The sequence below is a fragment of the Rhodococcus sp. NPDC003348 genome (assembly GCF_053589375.1).
In genome coordinates, this window is the sequence record NZ_JBSFRT010000012.1 from 124939 (window position 1) to 141496 (window position 16558).

Sequence of the window (16558 nt, forward strand, 5' to 3'; positions counted from 1 at the left end):
GAACGTCAGGCCGAGTCGGCGTACCTCACCACGGCCTGCTGGTGCTGAGGTACGCGGCCATCTCCTGACTCTGCTGGCGGTGGGCGCGCCGGTGCTGTGCCCGCACGTCGCCGGTCTCGTTGAGTTTGCGTTCCTCGTCGGACTCCGGGACCACCTCGGGGACCTGGGTGGGCAATCCGGCGTCGTCGATTGCCACGAAGGTGAGGAACGCGGTGGCGGCGATACGGCGGTCGCCGCTGCGCAGATCCTCCGCGGTCACCTTCACGAACACCTCCATGGAGCTGCGCCCGGTCCAGGTGACGTACGACTCGAGGCACACCGAGTCCGAGGGCCGGACGGGTGCGAGGAACGCCACAGAGTCCGTCGACGCGGTCACGACGGATGCGCGGCTGTGGCGGGTCGCGGAGATCGACGCGGTCATGTCGATGTCGCTCATCAGTCTTCCGCCGAACAGCGTGTTGTGATCGTTCACGTCGTTGGGAAAGACCCTGCTGGTCTTGACGACTCGTGATTCGCGGCATGGTTTCGCCTGCACGATTGCCCTTTCGCTCATTGCGGTCGTCGGGATCTCCGCAGGCCGCACCCCTTCCAGCCTACGAGTTCGTGCCTCGGCCCCGGGCTCCCCGGCGAGTGGGGATCGGTGGGAGGTAAGGGCGTCCTCGGTGACCTTCGACACAATGTGGCGAAGTCACGATCCGGTCACGCTATGGTTACGTCAGCGCTGGCCGCAGCTGATCTCGAATCGCTGCGGTCAGTAGTCGTTTCCGGACCTTTTCATCCGGGTTCCCGTGGCCGCTCCGAGGACCGCGTCCCGCATCCGCCGCCCCGAGTCGGCCGTCGCCAGCCTGCCCATCGCCCGCGATCCGCGCACCAGCACCCGCGTCCGGCGACGGCGGGCCCGGTCGTAGCGGCGCAGCGCGGTGGGCACGTCGGGACTCTCGGTCAGGGCCCGGCCGAGGGTGACGGCGTCGACGATCGCCTCGCAGGCGCCGCGTCCCAGGTTGGGCGCCATCGCGTGGGCCGCGTCGCCGATCAGTGCGACGTTGCCGCGCACGTAGGACGGCAGGGCGGGGGACTCGTACAGGTCGTGGTGCAGCAGGGCGGATTGGTCGAGCCGGTCGAGCACGTCTCGGACCGCGGCGTGCCAGCCGTCGAATCGGTTGCGCAGGAACGCGATTCCGCCGTCGGGTGAGCCGGGTTCGACGCGCACCGCGGCGAAGAAGTTGGTCAGGCCGCCGTCGCGCGGGGTGATGCCGAACAGTGCGCCGGCGTCCCAGGTCTCGGTGGTTGTCGTGGCCTCGCCGGGCGCCCACCCGCGCCACGCGCTCATTCCCAGCGGTCGGGCCCGGTAGCGCGGGCCGAACAGCGCGTCCCGGGTGCGGCTGCCGATCCCGTCGGCGCCGATCACGACGTCGGTGTCCGCGGGGATGCCGTCGACGGTCGTCGAAAGCTCGAGCACGCCCGCGCGGAGCGGTTCGGCGAGGGTGCGCAGCAGTGCCGGCCGCGACACCAGCACGGTCGCGCCGCCCGGGACGCGCAGTCGCGCGATGGTGGATCCGTCGGGGCGCAGGATCGCGCCGGAGGTCTGCGCGACGCCGAGTGCGCGAATGCGGTCGCCGAGACCGAGGGTGTCGAGGGCGTGCTGCGCCCGCGGCCACATGCCGAGGGCGGTGCCGCTGGAGGGGAGCGAATCGGATCGCTCCAGCACGCGTACCTCCCAGCCGGCCCGAATCAGGTGGTTCGCCGCGGTGAGGCCGCCGATGCCTCCGCCGACGATCGTCGCCGTTCCTCGCATGAGAACCACGTTACTACGGATGTAGTGCCCGACACTACCGATGTAGTGAATCCCACTACCGCTGTAGTGTTCGGGTATGGCAGGCAACCGTGATCAGGCACTGGACGCGGCGATCGACCTCCTCGGCGCCCGCGGCCTCCGGGGCCTGACCCACCGGGGCGTGGATGCGGCGGCGGGGCTCCCGCAGGGGTCGACCTCGAACTACTTCCGGACCCGGGACGCCCTGGTCGGCGCGGTCGTCGCGCGTCTGGTCGAGCGGGACCGCGAGGACTGGGCGGCGCTCGGATCGGCCCGCCTGCCCGCGACGGTGACCGAACTCGCCGACGGGCTGACCGGATACGTGCTGCTGGCCACCGGCCGCGACCGGCTGCGCACGGCCGCCCGGTTCGCGCTGTTCGCGGCCGCCATGACCGATCCCGCGGTGGCCGAACCGATCGGCCGTGGCCGCGCCGAACTCGTCGAGTGGGGGACCACCATGCTGGCCATGCTCGGCGCCCCCGACCCGGGGAGGCACGCCGTGATCCTCACCGACTACCTGGACGGTGTGATCCTGCACAGATTGACCGGGCACGAGTCGGTGTCGGAAGAAGTGCAATTCGACCCGCGGGCGGGAATTGTTACGGTCCTCGGCGCGGTCTTCGGGTCCGGATCGGGCCGGATGTGACCGGAAGAACTTCGGGATAGCCCCACGTCAACGCTATAAAAGGCTACCCTTGGTTGGCACTGCCCATGGGTTCTGAATTATCGTTTTCGGAACATGCTGGACACACAACAGTCCAGAGGGCCACTCGGCTGAGCCGGTGACGGACGGGTAACACCCCGTGCGATCGACCGCGGCGAGGCGAGTGGGCGCGCCGATCCGACGCTGTGTCGGCGCTCGTTCTGCCACGTGATGGCCATCAGCGTTGCTGGTCGTCTGTGCACTTTCACGCACACGAAGGCTAGGTATGAAGCAATTTCCAGGCCACAGGTCTCACGGACCCCAGGGCCTCTATGACCCCGCGAACGAGCACGACGCGTGTGGTGTCGCGTTCGTCGTCGACATGCACGGTCGTCGCAGCCGCGACATCGTCGACAAGGCCATCACCGCGCTGGTGAACCTCGAGCACCGCGGCGCTGCCGGTGCGGAACCGAACAGCGGCGACGGCGCCGGCATCCTGTTGCAGGTCCCGGACTCGTTCCTGCGCGCGGTCGTCGACTTCGAGCTGCCCGCCGAGGGCGCCTACGCGACCGGCATCGGCTTCCTCCCGCAGGGCAACGAGGCCGCCGACGAGGCCGCCACCGCTGTCGAGCGGATCGCCGTGGAGGAGGGCCTGACGGTTCTCGGCTGGCGTGAGGTCCCCACCGACGCATCCTCGCTCGGTGCGATGGCCCGTGACGCGATGCCGACCTTCCGGCAGCTGTTCCTGGCCGGACCCGACGCCTCGATCACCGGCATGGACCTCGAGCGCAAGGCCTACGTGGTCCGCAAGCGCGTCGAGCACGAACTCGGCGACGGCGGCTCCGGCGAGGGTGCCACCGGCCGCGAGTCGGTGTACTTCCCCAGCCTGTCCGGGCAGACGTTCGTCTACAAGGGCATGCTGACCACGCCGCAGCTCAAGAGCTTCTACCTCGACCTGCAGGACGAGCGGATGGAGTCCTCGCTGGGCCTGGTCCACTCGCGCTTCTCCACCAACACCTTCCCGTCGTGGCCGCTGGCGCACCCGTTCCGCCGCGTCGCGCACAACGGCGAGATCAACACCGTCACCGGCAACGAGAACTGGATGCGGGCCCGTGAGGCGCTCATCGAGTCCGACGTGTTCGGCGAGGGTGCGCTCGAGAAGATCTTCCCGATCTGCACCCCGGGTGCGTCCGACACCGCACGTTTCGACGAGGTGCTCGAGATGCTGCACCTCGCCGGCCGCAGCCTGCCGCACGCCGTGCTGATGATGATCCCGGAGGCGTGGGAGCGGCACGAGTCGATGGACCCGGCCCGCCGCGCGTTCTACGAGTACCACTCCGCGCTGATGGAGCCGTGGGACGGCCCGGCGTCGGTGTGCTTCACCGACGGCACCGTCGTCGGCGCCGTGCTGGACCGGAACGGCCTGCGCCCCAGCCGCATCTGGGTCACCGAGGACGGCCTCGTCGTGATGGCGTCCGAGGTCGGCGTTCTCGACATCGACCCGGAGAAGGTGGTCGTCAAGACCCGCCTGCAGCCGGGCCGCATGTTCCTCGTGGACACCGCGCAGGGCCGCATCGTCTCCGACGACGAGATCAAGTCGGAGCTGGCCGCCGCGCACCCGTACCAGGAGTGGCTCGACGCCGGCATGGTCCACATGGAGGACCTGCCCGAGCGTGAGGTCCTGCACATGAACCACGAGCGCGTGCTGATCCGTCAGCAGGTGTTCGGGTACAGCACCGAGGAGCTGAACATCCTCCTCGCGCCGATGGCGAAGACCGGTGGCGAGGCGCTCGGCTCGATGGGCACCGACACCCCGATCGCGGTGCTGTCCTCGCGGTCGCGGCTGCTGTTCGACTACTTCCAGCAGCTGTTCGCGCAGGTCACCAACCCGCCGCTGGACGCCATCCGCGAGGAGGTCGTCACCAGCATCGGCGGCAGCCTCGGGCCCGAGGGCGACCTGCTCAACCCGGGACCGGACTCCTGCAAGCTCCTGAGCCTGCCGTCGCCGATCCTGCACAACGACGACCTGTCGAAGCTGGTGCACGTCAACGACGACGGCAAGTTCCCCGGCTTCCGCTCGGTGGTCATTCCCGGCCTGTACCGGGTCGCGGACGGCGGCGCAGGCCTGCGTGCCGCGCTCGACAGCATCCGCTTCCAGGTCTCCGAGGCCATCGCGGGCGGCGCGCGCATCATCGTGCTCACCGACCGCAACTCGAACGAGACGTTCGCGCCCATCCCGTCGCTGCTGCTGACCTCGGCGGTGCACCACCACCTGGTGCGCGAGCGGTCCCGGACCAAGGTCGGTCTGATCGTGGAGGCCGGTGACGCCCGCGAGGTGCACCACATGGCCACCCTGATCGGTTTCGGTGCCGCCGCCGTCAACCCGTACATGGCCTTCGAGTCGATCGAGGACATGATCGAGAGCGGCGCGCTCACCGACGTCACCTACGACAAGGGCGTCGCGAACTACATCAAGGCCGCGGGCAAGGGCGTGCTCAAGGTGATGTCCAAGATGGGCATCTCCACCCTCGCCTCGTACACCGGCGCGCAGCTGTTCCAGGTCATCGGCCTCGGGCAGGAGCTCGTCGACGAGTACTTCACCGGCCTGAACTCGCAGCTCGGCGGCATCGGTCTCGACGAGATCGCGGCCGACGTCAAGGTCCGTCACCAGAACGCGTACCTGCCCCGCAAGGAGGAGCGCGCGCACCGCGAGCTCGAGGTCGGCGGCGAGTACCAGTGGCGTCGTGAGGGCGAGTACCACCTGTTCAACCCGGACACGGTGTTCAAGCTGCAGCACGCCACCCGCACCGGCCAGTACTCGATCTTCAAGGAGTACACCAAGATGGTCGACGACCAGTCCGAGCGACTGGCGTCCCTGCGCGGCCTGTTCAAGTTCAAGTCCGGTCTGCGCGAACCGATCTCGATCGACGAGGTCGAGCCGGCCAGCGAGATCGTCAAGCGGTTCTCGACCGGCGCGATGAGCTACGGCTCCATCTCGGCCGAGGCCCACGAGACCCTGGCCATCGCGATGAACCGCCTTGGTGCACGGTCGAACTCGGGTGAGGGCGGCGAGGATCCGCGGCGTTTCGAGGTCGAGGAGAACGGCGACTGGCGCCGGTCCGCGATCAAGCAGGTCGCGTCCGGTCGCTTCGGTGTCACCTCGCACTACCTGACCAACTGCACCGACATCCAGATCAAGATGGCGCAGGGTGCCAAGCCGGGTGAGGGCGGCCAGCTGCCGCCGCACAAGGTGTACCCGTGGGTCGCCGAGGTGCGCGGCTCGACGCCGGGCGTCGGCCTGATCTCTCCGCCGCCGCACCACGACATCTACTCGATCGAGGATCTCGCGCAGCTGATCCACGACCTGAAGAACGCCAACCCGCAGGCCCGCATCCACGTGAAGCTGGTCTCCGAGGTCGGCGTCGGCACCGTCGCCGCGGGTGTGTCCAAGGCACACGCCGACGTGGTGCTCATCTCCGGTCACGACGGCGGCACCGGCGCCTCCCCGCTGACCTCGCTCAAGCACGCAGGCGCCCCGTGGGAGCTCGGCCTCGCCGAGACCCAGCAGACCCTGCTGCTCAACGGTCTGCGCGACCGGATCGTGGTCCAGGTCGACGGTCAGATGAAGACCGGCCGCGACGTGATGATCGCGACGCTGCTCGGCGGCGAGGAGTTCGGTTTCGCCACCGCGCCGCTGGTGGTTTCCGGCTGCATCATGATGCGCGTGTGCCACCTCGACACCTGCCCCGTCGGTGTCGCTACGCAGAACCCGTTGCTGCGCAGCCGGTTCACCGGCAAGCCGGAGTTCGTGGAGAACTTCTTCCTGTTCATCGCCGAGGAGGTGCGCGAGCTGCTCGCCGAGCTGGGCTTCCGCACCCTCGAAGAGGCGGTCGGTCAGGTCGACGTGCTCGACACCACCGCGGCGGTCGAGACCTGGAAGGCGTCCAAGCTGGACCTGTCGCCGATCCTGGCGCAGCCCGAGACCGCCTTCCCGGACCAGGACCTGTACTGCACCGGCACCCAGGACCACGCGCTCGACAAGGCGCTGGACCAGGAGCTGATCGTGCAGGCCCGGCCCGCGCTGGACGGCGGCACCGCGGTGCAGATCGAGTCGAAGATCACCAACGTCAACCGCACGGTCGGCACCATGCTCGGCCACGAGGTGACCAAGGCGTACGGCGCAGAAGGACTGCCGGACAACACGATCGACATCACCTTCACCGGGTCGGCGGGCAACAGCTTCGGCGCGTTCGTGCCGAAGGGCATGACGCTGCGGCTCAACGGCGACGGCAACGACTTCGTCGGCAAGGGCCTGTCGGGTGGTCGCATCGTGGTGCGTCCGCCGCTGCAGACGGCGGACGGGTTCGTCGCCGAGGACAACATCATCGCCGGCAACGTGATCCTCTTCGGCGCCACCGGCGGCGAGGCGTTCCTCCGCGGCGTCGCGGGTGAGCGTTTCGCGGTGCGCAACTCCGGCGCGACCGCGGTCGTCGAGGGTGTCGGCGACCACGCCTGCGAGTACATGACCGGTGGCCGGGTGGTGATCCTGGGCAAGACGGGGCGCAACTTCGGTGCGGGCATGTCCGGCGGCGTGGCGTTCGTCTACAACGCCGACAAGTCCTTCGAGGCGAACCTCAACACCGAGCTGGTGGATCTCGAGGACCTCGAGCACGAGGACTTCGCCTGGCTCAAGGGTGTCGTGGAACGGCACCGGGACGAGACCGGTTCGGAGGTTGCCGCGCGCATCCTCGCGGACTGGTCGCAGCAGGTCAATCACTTCGCGAAGGTGATGCCGCGCGACTACAAGAAGGTGCTCGTGGCGATCGACACCGCGAAGAAGAACGGAACGAACGTGGACGAAGCGATCATGGAGGCAGCTCGTGGCTGATCCGAATGGCTTCCTCAAGCACACCTCCCGCGAGACCCCGGTCCGGCGGCCGGTGCCGCTGCGCCTGATGGACTGGAAGGAGGTGTACGAGGACTTCGACTCGAAGACCCTCCGCACCCAGGCCAGCCGCTGCATGGACTGCGGTATCCCCTTCTGCCACAACGGTTGCCCGTTGGGGAACCTGATTCCCGAGTGGAACGACCTGATCTACAAGGATCGGTGGCGCGAGGCGTTCGACCGGCTGCACGCGACGAACAACTTCCCGGAGTTCACCGGGCGGCTGTGCCCGGCCCCGTGCGAGGCGTCCTGTGTCCTGGGCATCAACCAGGATCCGGTCACCATCAAGCAGGTCGAGGTCGAGATCATCGACCGCGCCTTCGACGAGGGCTGGGTCAAGCCGATCCGCACCTCCAGCCTGACCGGCAAGAAGGTCGCCGTGGTCGGCTCCGGCCCGGCCGGCCTGGCCGCCGCGCAGCAGCTGACCCGGGCCGGTCACACGGTGACGGTGTTCGAGCGTGCCGACCGCATCGGCGGCCTGCTGCGCTACGGCATCCCCGAGTTCAAGATGGAGAAGCGGCACATCGACCGTCGCCTGGTGCAGATGGAGTCCGAGGGCACCGTCTTCCGCACCGGCGTCAACGTCGGTGTCGACATCACCGCCGAGGAGCTCAAGGCCCAGTTCGATGCTGTCGTGCTGGCCGGCGGCGCCACCGAGGCGCGCGACCTGCCGGTCCCCGGCCGCGAGCTGGACGGCATCCACCAGGCGATGGAGTTCCTGCCGATCGCGAACCGGGTGCAGCTGGGTGATCTCGACGCCCCGACGATCACGGCCGAGGGCAAGAAGGTCGTCATCATCGGTGGCGGCGACACCGGCGCCGACTGCCTGGGCACTTCGCTGCGGCAGGGCGCGGAGATCGTGCACCAGTTCGAGATCATGCCGCGGCCGCCGGAGGCCCGCGCGGACTCCACCCCGTGGCCGACCTACCCGCTCATGTACCGGGTGTCGTCGGCGCACGAGGAGGGCGGCGAGCGGGTGTTCTCCGTGAACACCGAGCAGTTCGTCGGCGAGAACGGCAAGGTCACCGCCCTCAAGGCCCACGAGGTTCAGATGGTGGACGGCCGCTTCCAGAAGGTGGAGGGCTCGGACTTCGAGCTCGAGGCCGACCTGGTGCTGCTCGCCATGGGCTTCGTCGGTCCGGAGAAGCCGGGTCTGCTCACCGACCTCGGTGTCGACCTCACCGACCGTGGCAACGTCGCCCGGTCGGACGAGTGGGCCACCAACGTCCCGGGCGTGTACGTGGCCGGTGACATGGGTCGCGGCCAGTCCCTGATCGTGTGGGCCATCGCGGAGGGCCGCTCGTGCGCGGCCGCCGTCGACGCCTACCTCGAGGGCGGGCAGACCTTCCTGCCGTCGCCCATCAAGCCCACCGCCGCACCGCAGCGGTAGGAATACCGCCGGTCAGCGTCGCCCGGCATCGCTCCAGCAACCCGCCGTCCCGGTTTCTCCGGGGCGGCGGGTTTTGCTTTGTCCAAGGCCCGGACGTCACTGTCATTCAATTGGACGAAAGTCCAGATGGTTTGGACGAATGTTCAGCAAACGCCTGCCGTGATCTACTCGTAACCGCTACGCTCCCGTGCTGAGATGTGACCGTAATCACACATGTGGGCCGCCTCCCGGGTTGGTCCGCCGAGGAGGTAGCAGTGCGGTTTTCCCTGCCCCGTCGCCTGGCGACACCCACTATCGCGGCACTCACCGCAGCCGGGCTCGCGCTCGGCGTCACAGGCGGCGTGGCCGCCGCCGACGAGACGCCGCCGCCGCCCGCTTCGTCGGGAGACAAGACGGCCGACAACCTCCGATGGAACCTGAGCCTGTCCGCCGTGAACGGTGCGACGGTCGACCCCGCCCAGTCGGGCGTCAACGTCGTCCATCCCGGTGACACCGTGACCTTCAGCGCGAAGATCTGGAAGAACAGCAGTGTCGACCGGTACATGACCGCGATCCGGCAGATTCAGCCCGCCGGCTTCACGTACCTGTCGAACACGATCAGCCGGCTGTCGACCGTCACCGACGAGGGTGCGGCGGGCGTCAAGGCGGTGTGCACCGGGAGCGGCTGCGACTCCGTGCCGATCCTCGGCACCAAGGGCTACAAGAACGCCGTGAACTTCGATGTCACCTACAAGATCCCCACGACACAGGTATTCGGCGACTACCAAGCCGGTTTCGTGTTCGACGTCTACACGTTCCAAACCCAGCAGGGCAGCAGCACGGCCGGCGCATGGGTGCGCGTCGTCGACCCCAACGTGAACACCAGCACCACACTGCAGGCCCCGACCACCGCGAAGACCGGTGAGGCGGTCACTCTGACCGCCAACGTCGGCCCCGCGAACGCGGTCGGCACCGTCCAGTTCAAGGACGGGAACAACAACATCGGCGCCCCGGTGGCCGTCTCGGGTGGCAACGCCGTCCTCTCGCACACCTTCGACACCGTCGGTGCGCACTCGGTGACCGCCGCCTTCACGGCCGGTGCCGGATTCCACGACTCGGTGTCGGCCGCGCAGACCGTCGACGTCTCCGCGGACACCACCACAACGCTGACCGCGCCCGCCTCGGCGACCGTGGGTGAGGACGTCACCCTGACCGCGAACGTCGGTCCGGCCGGGGCCACCGGCACCGTGCAGTTCAAGGACGGCACCGCGAATCTCGGTGCCCCCGTGGACGTCGTCAACGGTCAGGCCAGCCTGACCCGCTCCTTCCCCGAGGCCGGCAGCCATGACATCACCGCCGTCTTCACCGGCACCGGTGGCTACCTCGACTCCGTCTCCAGCGCCTCGCAGTTGACCGTTTCCGACGCCGACTTCGGTACCACGACCACCGTGCTCGAGCCCGTCACCGCCGTGGTGGGCACTCCGGTGAACCTGTCCGCGACCGTCTTCCCGATCCCCAGCGGCGGCGACGTGACCTTCAAGGTCGACGGCACCCCGGTCGGCACCGCACCGGTCGGCACCGGTGACGGCGTCGCGGTCCTGCCGCACACCTTCGCTGCCGCGGGCAGCGCGAACGTGGTCGCCGAGTTCACCGGCACCGCCGGATTCACCCCGTCGACCTCGGCCGCGTTCACCGTCACCGTGAGCAACCCGGACACCCGTGCGGCGACGTCCACCGCGCTCGCCGTCTCCGGCAACGCGGCCGTCGGGCAGACGGTGACCCTCACCGCCACGGTCGACCCGGCCAACGCCGACGGCACCGTGCAGTTCAAGGCCGGCACCACCGAGATCGGCGCCCCGGTCGCCGTGGTGAACGGCGTCGCGACGCTGACCCACACCTTCGACGCGGAGGGGACCTACGCGGTCACCGCCAACTTCGTCGGCGGCAGCGGGTTCAAGGACTCGGTGTCCGGTCCGACCGTGCTCACCGTGTCCGCCGCGGGCACCCCTGGTGGCGGTGGAACGGGTAGCGCCGACTTCGGTTCGCTGACCGACCTCTTCAGCTCCTGAGACTTCGGCCGGGGCCCGGGTGATCGGACCCCGGGCCCCGGCCGACTCACCAGTTGCCCTCATTCATCCGTAGGAGAACTCGTGCAAAAGAAGAGAATTCGCGGGATGGTCACACCCCTGGGGGTCGGCGCCCTCGCCGGCGTCACCATTCTCGCCGGGGTACCCGCCCAGGCCGCCCCCAATACGGTCACCTTCAACAACACCTGTCTGGCGACCCCGTCCGCGGTCGCGGGTCCGCAGAGTCAGACGCAGGAAGCCTCGATCGTCGTCGACGCACCGGCGTCCGTGAACGCGGGCGAGGAGTACGACGTCGTGGTCACGGCTCCGCCGCTGACCATTCCGAACTCGAACTCGGGCTCGGCGCTGCAGAGCGTGTCCCGGGTCAAGGTCGACATGGAGGTGCCGCAGAACGCCCAGGTCATCGGCAGCGAGATCGTTCCGGGCACCAGCTCCGGACTCAGCGGTGTCGCCCCGAACCTGCTGCGGGTCAACGAGAACGGCGTCGTCGATGCGAACGGCACGATCCTCCGACTGTCCGGCAACAACCAGGTCATCGGCAACAGCCCCACCGCGAGCAAGAGCTCCCGAGGTGGCATCGTCGCCCTGGCACAGTCCGGCGCGAACACCGTGTTCCAGCTGCCCCAGGTGAAGGTCCGGCTGAAGGCAGGCGCCTCGGGCACGGTGGACGTCAAGCTCCGTTCCGCAGGCGACGCCGGGCTCTACGGCAACGACAAGAACTACCTGACGTTCCTGCCGGAGGCGACGCTCCTGATCACCGCGTGGGCGCCGACCCAGTGCAGTCCGCGGGACTCCTCGACGGCGCCGCTCAACTCCGGGGCCGGCCCGCTGGCCAGCACGAGCATCGTGGAGGCGGACAAGCAGACGACCACCACGGTGGTGGCACCGGGCGCCGTCAAGAACGGCGACTCGGTCACCCTGACCGCCAACGTCAACCCGGCCGCGAACGGTGGCACGGTCCAGTTCTCGGTCAACGGTACGGCGATCGGCGGTCCCGTGGACGTCGTCGGCGGCGCGGCCAGCACGACGCACACCTTCGACACCGACGGCGACTTCACCGTCACCGCTGTGTACTCCGGTGCGCAGGGCTTCGAAGGATCGACCTCCGCCCCGAAGACGATCAATGTCAGCACCGACGACATCGCCACCAGCGTCGCGATGACCGCGCCCGACAAGGCCTACGTCGACCAGGACGTCAACCTGCACGCGCAGGTCACGCCCGCGGTCCAGGGCGGCACGGTCGAGTTCACGATCAACGGTGGTGACAAGGTGACCGGCACGGTCGGCACCGACGGTGTCGCGGTCGCGCCCTACAAGTTCACCGGCACCGGCACCCACAGCGTGGTCGCCCGGTACTCCGGTGCCGAGGGGATCGCACCGTCGGTCGCGCCCGCCTTCCCGGTCAGTGTCACCGTGGCCCCGCCCGCGGATGTCCAGACGACCACCACTCTCGCGGCGGTCGGCACCGTCGCGAAGGGGCAGCCGGTCACCCTGACGGCGACGGTCGATCCGGCGAATGCCAAGGGCAAGGTGCAGTTCAAGCTCGGTAACACGCCGCTCGGTGCACCGGTCGATGTGGTGAACGGGGTTGCGACGCTGCCCACGACGTTCGCTAGTGCCGGCACGTTCAGCGTCACCGCGGAGTTCGTCGGTGCGGTCGGTTTCATCGACTCGGACTCCGAGCCGCAGACGCTGACCGTCCCCGGTGACACCGACGGGGGCGGCGGAACCGGCAGCCTCGACGGCCTGTTCGGGGGCTTCGGCTCCTCGCAGTAGCCGGCCGAGCCTTCGCGATTCACGTGGCCACCCGGGCACCGCGCCCGGGTGGCCACGGTCGTCCTACACGCCGGCGCTGAGCGCGACGCTCAGTGGAATCACGGTCAGGAAGATCACCGCCACGACGAACAGGCCGATCACCAGGGCCCGGTTCCAGCCGCCGCGGGCACCGCTGGCGGCGGTTACGAACAGCACGAATCCGATACACACGGATCCGATGGTGAGCAGTACCGAGGAGTCGACCATGCCCCGATTCTGCCCCGGGCCGCGGCGGCCGGGCCGCCGGGTCGTTCACCGTCGGTCGATCGTGGTATTTCTGGTGCTTCACCTCGCTACCGGACGTCGCCGCGGGGTAACGTTTCTTTACCGCTTGTGCATCTTTTCGACACATCCCGATGCGACGATCGCCGCGTCGTTTCGGGAGTGGCAGGAACTAGGGGGTCGGGAGTATGGGGCTGAGGAAGTTCGTGGCGATGGCGTCGGCAACCGTCGCTGCGAGTGCGGGATTGCTGGTCGGTGCCGGTGCAGCGCAGGCGGATCCGGCGTGCCCCGACCTGTATGTGGTCGCGGTCCCGGGCACCTGGGAGACCGGTGTCACGCCGGACAAGAACAGCGGCGGCGGCATGCTCGCGGACGTCACCGACCGCCTGCGGGGAGCCGACATCCAAACCGACTACGTGCGCTACGTCGCGACGGCGTTCCCGTGGGAGGGCGAGGTGTACGGCGCCTCCCGGCAACAGGCCACCAACAATGCCCGCGGCATGCTCGAGGCGATGCAGTCCCGCTGCGGCAACACCCGCTTCGGGATCATCGGCTACAGCCAGGGCGCCGACGCGGCAGGTGAACTCGCCAACGAGATCGGCACCGGGCTCAGCTCGATCCGTCCGGAGAAGGTGGCGGCCGTCGGGCTGCTGTCCGACCCGAAGCGGTCGCCGACCGACGTCCTGATCGGACCGTGGGTGCCGGGCAGCGGCGCCGGCGGACCGCGTCCCGGCGGGTTCGGCTGGCTGAGCGACCGGACCGTGACCTTCTGCGCGCCGGGTGACCTCTACTGCTCCACCGAACCCGACGACTTCGTGACGCGAATGGCCGGCTTCGCGGCGACGAACTCCGACCCGGGATCGTCGGACTCGCCGGACTACGCTCCGGAAGCCGGCGTGATCCTGGGTGACCTGGCCGGGGCCGGTGGCATCCCGGCGCTGCAGAACCAGCTGACCGACGAGGCCAACCTGCAGCGGGCCGGCCAGATGGCGAAGTTCTACGGCTCGGGCGCGCACCAGAACTACCAGGGCTACAGCGTCGACGCCGCGGGGAACACCCCGACGGCCTGGCTCGCCGGCTGGTTGCGCGACAAGGCCTGACAGGCGACGGGGCCCGACACCGGACGATCATCGAAGCGGCCGGATCCACATGGATCCGGCCGCTTTTTCGTGTCGTGCGGCCGGTGTCCCCTACCTACCCGACGCAACCCGGTCGGTCCCGCAGCCGGCGGTGCACATCGCCCACCGCAACAGACCGTTCGGGCAACTATGAGCCGAAGAAGATCTCGGTCGGGATCTGGGCCTGCGGGAACTGCTGATGGAACTGCTGGATCTGCGGTGCGAACTGCGGATACCGGTTCTTCAGCTCCTGAACGTGCTGCTCCAACTGCTCGTTCTGCTGGTATTGAGGTACCTGGTTCTGGGGTGCAGGGTTCTGGCCCGGGTACTGGTTCTGGCCTTGTCCCGCCGCCTGGATGGGGTCGGCGCCGGCGACGCCCGCCCCGATCCCGACAGCAGCAAGCCCGAGGGCGCCGATGGCGGCCGACTTGATCAGTAGTGCCTTCACGGATTTACCTCCTGGTCGACGACGAATGCTCGCCGCTTCGAACGTGTTTGCCCTGATGAGATTCATCATTGACGAGCTGTCTGGGCCGCGGGTGTGGGCAAGGCGAGAGGTTCCTGGCAGTCGGCGGCAACTGCTTCAAGGACTGGGAGTCTCGATCCGTGCGGCAGAATGGGGCGATGTTCCGTTTCGGTCCGTCCCGACGGTCTGATGGCGTGCGTGCGCCATACAAGCCTCGAGAGCTGTTGCGCGCCTACGAGAGTCACTCCTCACGAGAGGTGCGACCGAGTTCGGGTGAGCTTCTGATCGTGATCCCGTTGAGCGACGGGAATGCGCTGGAGGTCACGATCCCGGATCCCTCGGCGGACTGGATCGAGTCGCGCGTTCGCGGGCTGTGCGTCTGTCTGGATGCGATCGACCGTCGGGTTCAGCGCACCCTGCGCGGCGAGTTCACCATCGGCTGGGTCGAACTCGACTCGGCGGACCACGGCATCGTCGACTACTGGGCCGTCGGGGTGAACAGCGAATACCCGGTCGAGATCTCGTGGATCGGGGACATCTGGACGGTGATCGAGCCGAACGGGGGAACCGGATAGTGTCGCGACGTTCGAGATCGACGGCCCGTGTGTCCGCCGCTGGTAGGTTCGGCGGTCGTGAGTGAATCGATGGGCTTCGCCGGTGTCGAACGTGATCACGTCCGGTCGCTCCTCAAGGGATTCGGCTTCCGGAAACGGGGGCTCGTCTTCACCCGGGTACGGGGCGATCTGACCGATGTCGTGACGCTGCAACGTTCTTCGGGTAACGCGGGCGGCATGGTGCGCTTTTACGTGAACTGCGGCGTCTACTCCGCAGAGTTCGCGTCCGCGATCGGCGACACCGTCAGCGAACGCCCGCGGGAGGTCGACTGCCAGTTCCGGTGCCGGCTGGACTCCCTCGTGCCGGTGGCTCCGCAGTGGTACGAGATCCAAGACGACGAGGTCGCTGAACCGATCGGGGCCGCGCTGGCCGCCGCGCTGGAGATTGCGGTGCCCGCGCTCGGTGCCGTCACCACGGCCGACGCCCTCGCGGATCGGATCAGCCACGGCGTTGCAACCGAGGCGTTCCGGTACCGGGTCGCCACCGGTGACTGGGAGTCCGCACGGGAGATCTACCGGTCCATCCGGGAGGAGTTCGGCGCGGAGGATCGCTGGCCCAGAATCGATGCCGTTCTCCGGACGCATGTTCCGGCAGAGAAACTCGCGTCTGTGGTCGTTGCCGATCAGTCCTCGTAGACGGTCGACGAACGGCATTCGTGCCCAGCAGGAGAGGCTCGTCCACGCGGAGAACGCGGGCCTTCACTCGCGGGGCCCGAAAACGGTGCCGGTTCCTGCGGCTGGGGCTGGGCGGGTGTGTGGGTCGGTACGGCCGGGCCGAAGTCCCACTTGCGTTCTCGTTCGAGGTGGTGAGGTAGCCCGCGGCACGGCACCGGCCACCCTGTCCAAGGTCTTGATACACATGACGGCGCCCCCTTCCCGGTGTGGGTCGGGGGCGCCGTCGTGGGTGTGGGTCAGCTGCCGAAGAACGATGCCTGCGGATGGGGCTGGGGCTGGGGGAGTGGGGGCAGCGGTGCTTGCGGGCCGAAGCCGCCGGGGATCTGGAAGGCGTTGTTGATGGTGTGGTGGAAGTGGTTGATATCCATGTCTTCTGTTCTACGGATCGAACCTGGCCGGGTGATGTCAGCAACCTGGCAATCGAATGTGGTGTCCGAGACTGGGACGGGACGCACGCTGATGCGCAGCCGCCCTGGAATGCGGGCCCAGCGTCGAGGTTGTGGTCCTGGGCGCCGCTGTTCGATTGGCACGCTGCAGTCTCAGCTGGTGAAGATGAGATCTCTTCGGTTGTGGGCGGGCACGGGTCTTCGCTGCGGGTCCATCCAGCGCGGAGGCACGAACCACGGGTGGCCATCGTCCGTGCTGACGAATACTTCCCATTCACCCTTGTGGATGAGGCCGTGGTGGAATCGGCAGAGCAGCACCAGGTTCGAGAGTTTCGTGGGTCCGCCGTTGGACCAGTGGTGGATATGGTGGCCGTCGGTCCAGGCGGCGGGGCGGCCGCAGCCTGG

At 68.4% G+C, this 16558-nt stretch carries 14 protein-coding genes; 8 read left to right on the plus strand and 6 right to left on the minus strand.

The annotated features are described in order from the left end of the window. Nucleotides 1–25 precede the first annotated feature (25 nt). On the minus strand, nucleotides 26–553 hold the full coding sequence (locus ACWDU4_RS10900; RefSeq protein WP_450113912.1) for an acyl-CoA thioesterase: 528 nt from the start codon (nucleotides 551–553) through the stop codon (nucleotides 26–28). A 198-nt stretch (nucleotides 554–751) separates the two neighbouring features. Continuing rightward, nucleotides 752–1795, minus strand: coding sequence for an FAD-dependent oxidoreductase (locus ACWDU4_RS10905; protein WP_450113913.1), 1044 nt, complete (start codon nucleotides 1793–1795; stop codon nucleotides 752–754). A gap of 76 nt (nucleotides 1796–1871) precedes the next feature. Here ACWDU4_RS10905 and ACWDU4_RS10910 point away from each other — a divergent pair, with 76 nt between their 5' ends. The 5 genes from ACWDU4_RS10910 to ACWDU4_RS10930 all read left to right on the plus strand — a co-directional run bounded on the left by ACWDU4_RS10910 (nucleotide 1872) and on the right by ACWDU4_RS10930 (nucleotide 12633). Further along, the gene (locus tag ACWDU4_RS10910; protein ID WP_450113914.1) at nucleotides 1872–2459 is read left to right on the plus strand and encodes a TetR/AcrR family transcriptional regulator; all 588 of its coding nucleotides are present in this window, start codon (nucleotides 1872–1874) and stop codon (nucleotides 2457–2459) included. Between the two features lie 283 nt (nucleotides 2460–2742). After that, nucleotides 2743–7344 carry a glutamate synthase large subunit gene (gene gltB / locus ACWDU4_RS10915; RefSeq protein ID WP_450113915.1) on the plus strand — a complete coding sequence of 1534 codons (4602 nt, stop codon included), beginning with the start codon at nucleotides 2743–2745 and terminating at the stop codon, nucleotides 7342–7344. Beyond that, nucleotides 7337–8791: a glutamate synthase subunit beta gene (locus tag ACWDU4_RS10920; RefSeq protein WP_450113916.1), complete on the plus strand. Its 1455-nt coding sequence runs from the start codon at nucleotides 7337–7339 to the stop codon at nucleotides 8789–8791. Before gltB ends, ACWDU4_RS10920 begins: the two co-directional genes overlap by 8 nt. 254 nt (nucleotides 8792–9045) lie before the next feature. After that, a complete protein-coding gene (locus ACWDU4_RS10925; protein ID WP_450113917.1) occupies nucleotides 9046–10839 on the plus strand; it encodes an Ig-like domain-containing protein in 1794 nt (597 codons plus the stop codon). 105 nt (nucleotides 10840–10944) lie between these two features. Then, a complete protein-coding gene (locus ACWDU4_RS10930; protein ID WP_450113918.1) occupies nucleotides 10945–12633 on the plus strand; it encodes an Ig-like domain-containing protein in 1689 nt (562 codons plus the stop codon). Nucleotides 12634–12696: 63 nt separating this feature from the next. Here ACWDU4_RS10930 and ACWDU4_RS10935 read toward each other — a convergent pair whose 3' ends face one another. Next, nucleotides 12697–12879, minus strand: a complete 183-nt coding sequence (locus ACWDU4_RS10935) for a hypothetical protein (RefSeq protein WP_450113919.1) — start codon at nucleotides 12877–12879, stop codon at nucleotides 12697–12699. Nucleotides 12880–13082: 203 nt separating this feature from the next. Here ACWDU4_RS10935 and ACWDU4_RS10940 point away from each other — a divergent pair, with 203 nt between their 5' ends. Then, on the plus strand, nucleotides 13083–13994 hold the full coding sequence (locus tag ACWDU4_RS10940; RefSeq protein ID WP_450113920.1) for a cutinase family protein: 912 nt from the start codon (nucleotides 13083–13085) through the stop codon (nucleotides 13992–13994). A 166-nt stretch (nucleotides 13995–14160) separates the two neighbouring features. Here ACWDU4_RS10940 and ACWDU4_RS10945 read toward each other — a convergent pair whose 3' ends face one another. Continuing rightward, nucleotides 14161–14460, minus strand: a complete 300-nt coding sequence (locus ACWDU4_RS10945; protein ID WP_450113921.1) for a hypothetical protein — start codon at nucleotides 14458–14460, stop codon at nucleotides 14161–14163. Between the two features lie 314 nt (nucleotides 14461–14774). Here ACWDU4_RS10945 and ACWDU4_RS10950 point away from each other — a divergent pair, with 314 nt between their 5' ends. Together ACWDU4_RS10950 and ACWDU4_RS10955 are read left to right on the plus strand one after the other, a co-directional pair. Further along, nucleotides 14775–15053 carry a hypothetical protein gene (locus ACWDU4_RS10950; protein WP_450113922.1) on the plus strand — a complete coding sequence of 93 codons (279 nt, stop codon included), beginning with the start codon at nucleotides 14775–14777 and terminating at the stop codon, nucleotides 15051–15053. A gap of 57 nt (nucleotides 15054–15110) precedes the next feature. Continuing rightward, a complete protein-coding gene (locus tag ACWDU4_RS10955; RefSeq protein WP_450113923.1) occupies nucleotides 15111–15728 on the plus strand; it encodes a DUF4304 domain-containing protein in 618 nt (205 codons plus the stop codon). A gap of 275 nt (nucleotides 15729–16003) precedes the next feature. On the opposite strand, the gene ACWDU4_RS10960 is transcribed toward ACWDU4_RS10955, so the two are convergent. Continuing rightward, nucleotides 16004–16135 (minus strand): hypothetical protein, encoded by a 132-nt coding sequence (locus ACWDU4_RS10960; protein ID WP_450113924.1) that lies wholly within the window; start codon nucleotides 16133–16135, stop codon nucleotides 16004–16006. Between the two features lie 171 nt (nucleotides 16136–16306). Further along, the coding region (locus tag ACWDU4_RS10965; RefSeq protein WP_450113925.1) for an HNH endonuclease signature motif containing protein at nucleotides 16307–16558 on the minus strand (252 nt) is incomplete at its 5' end.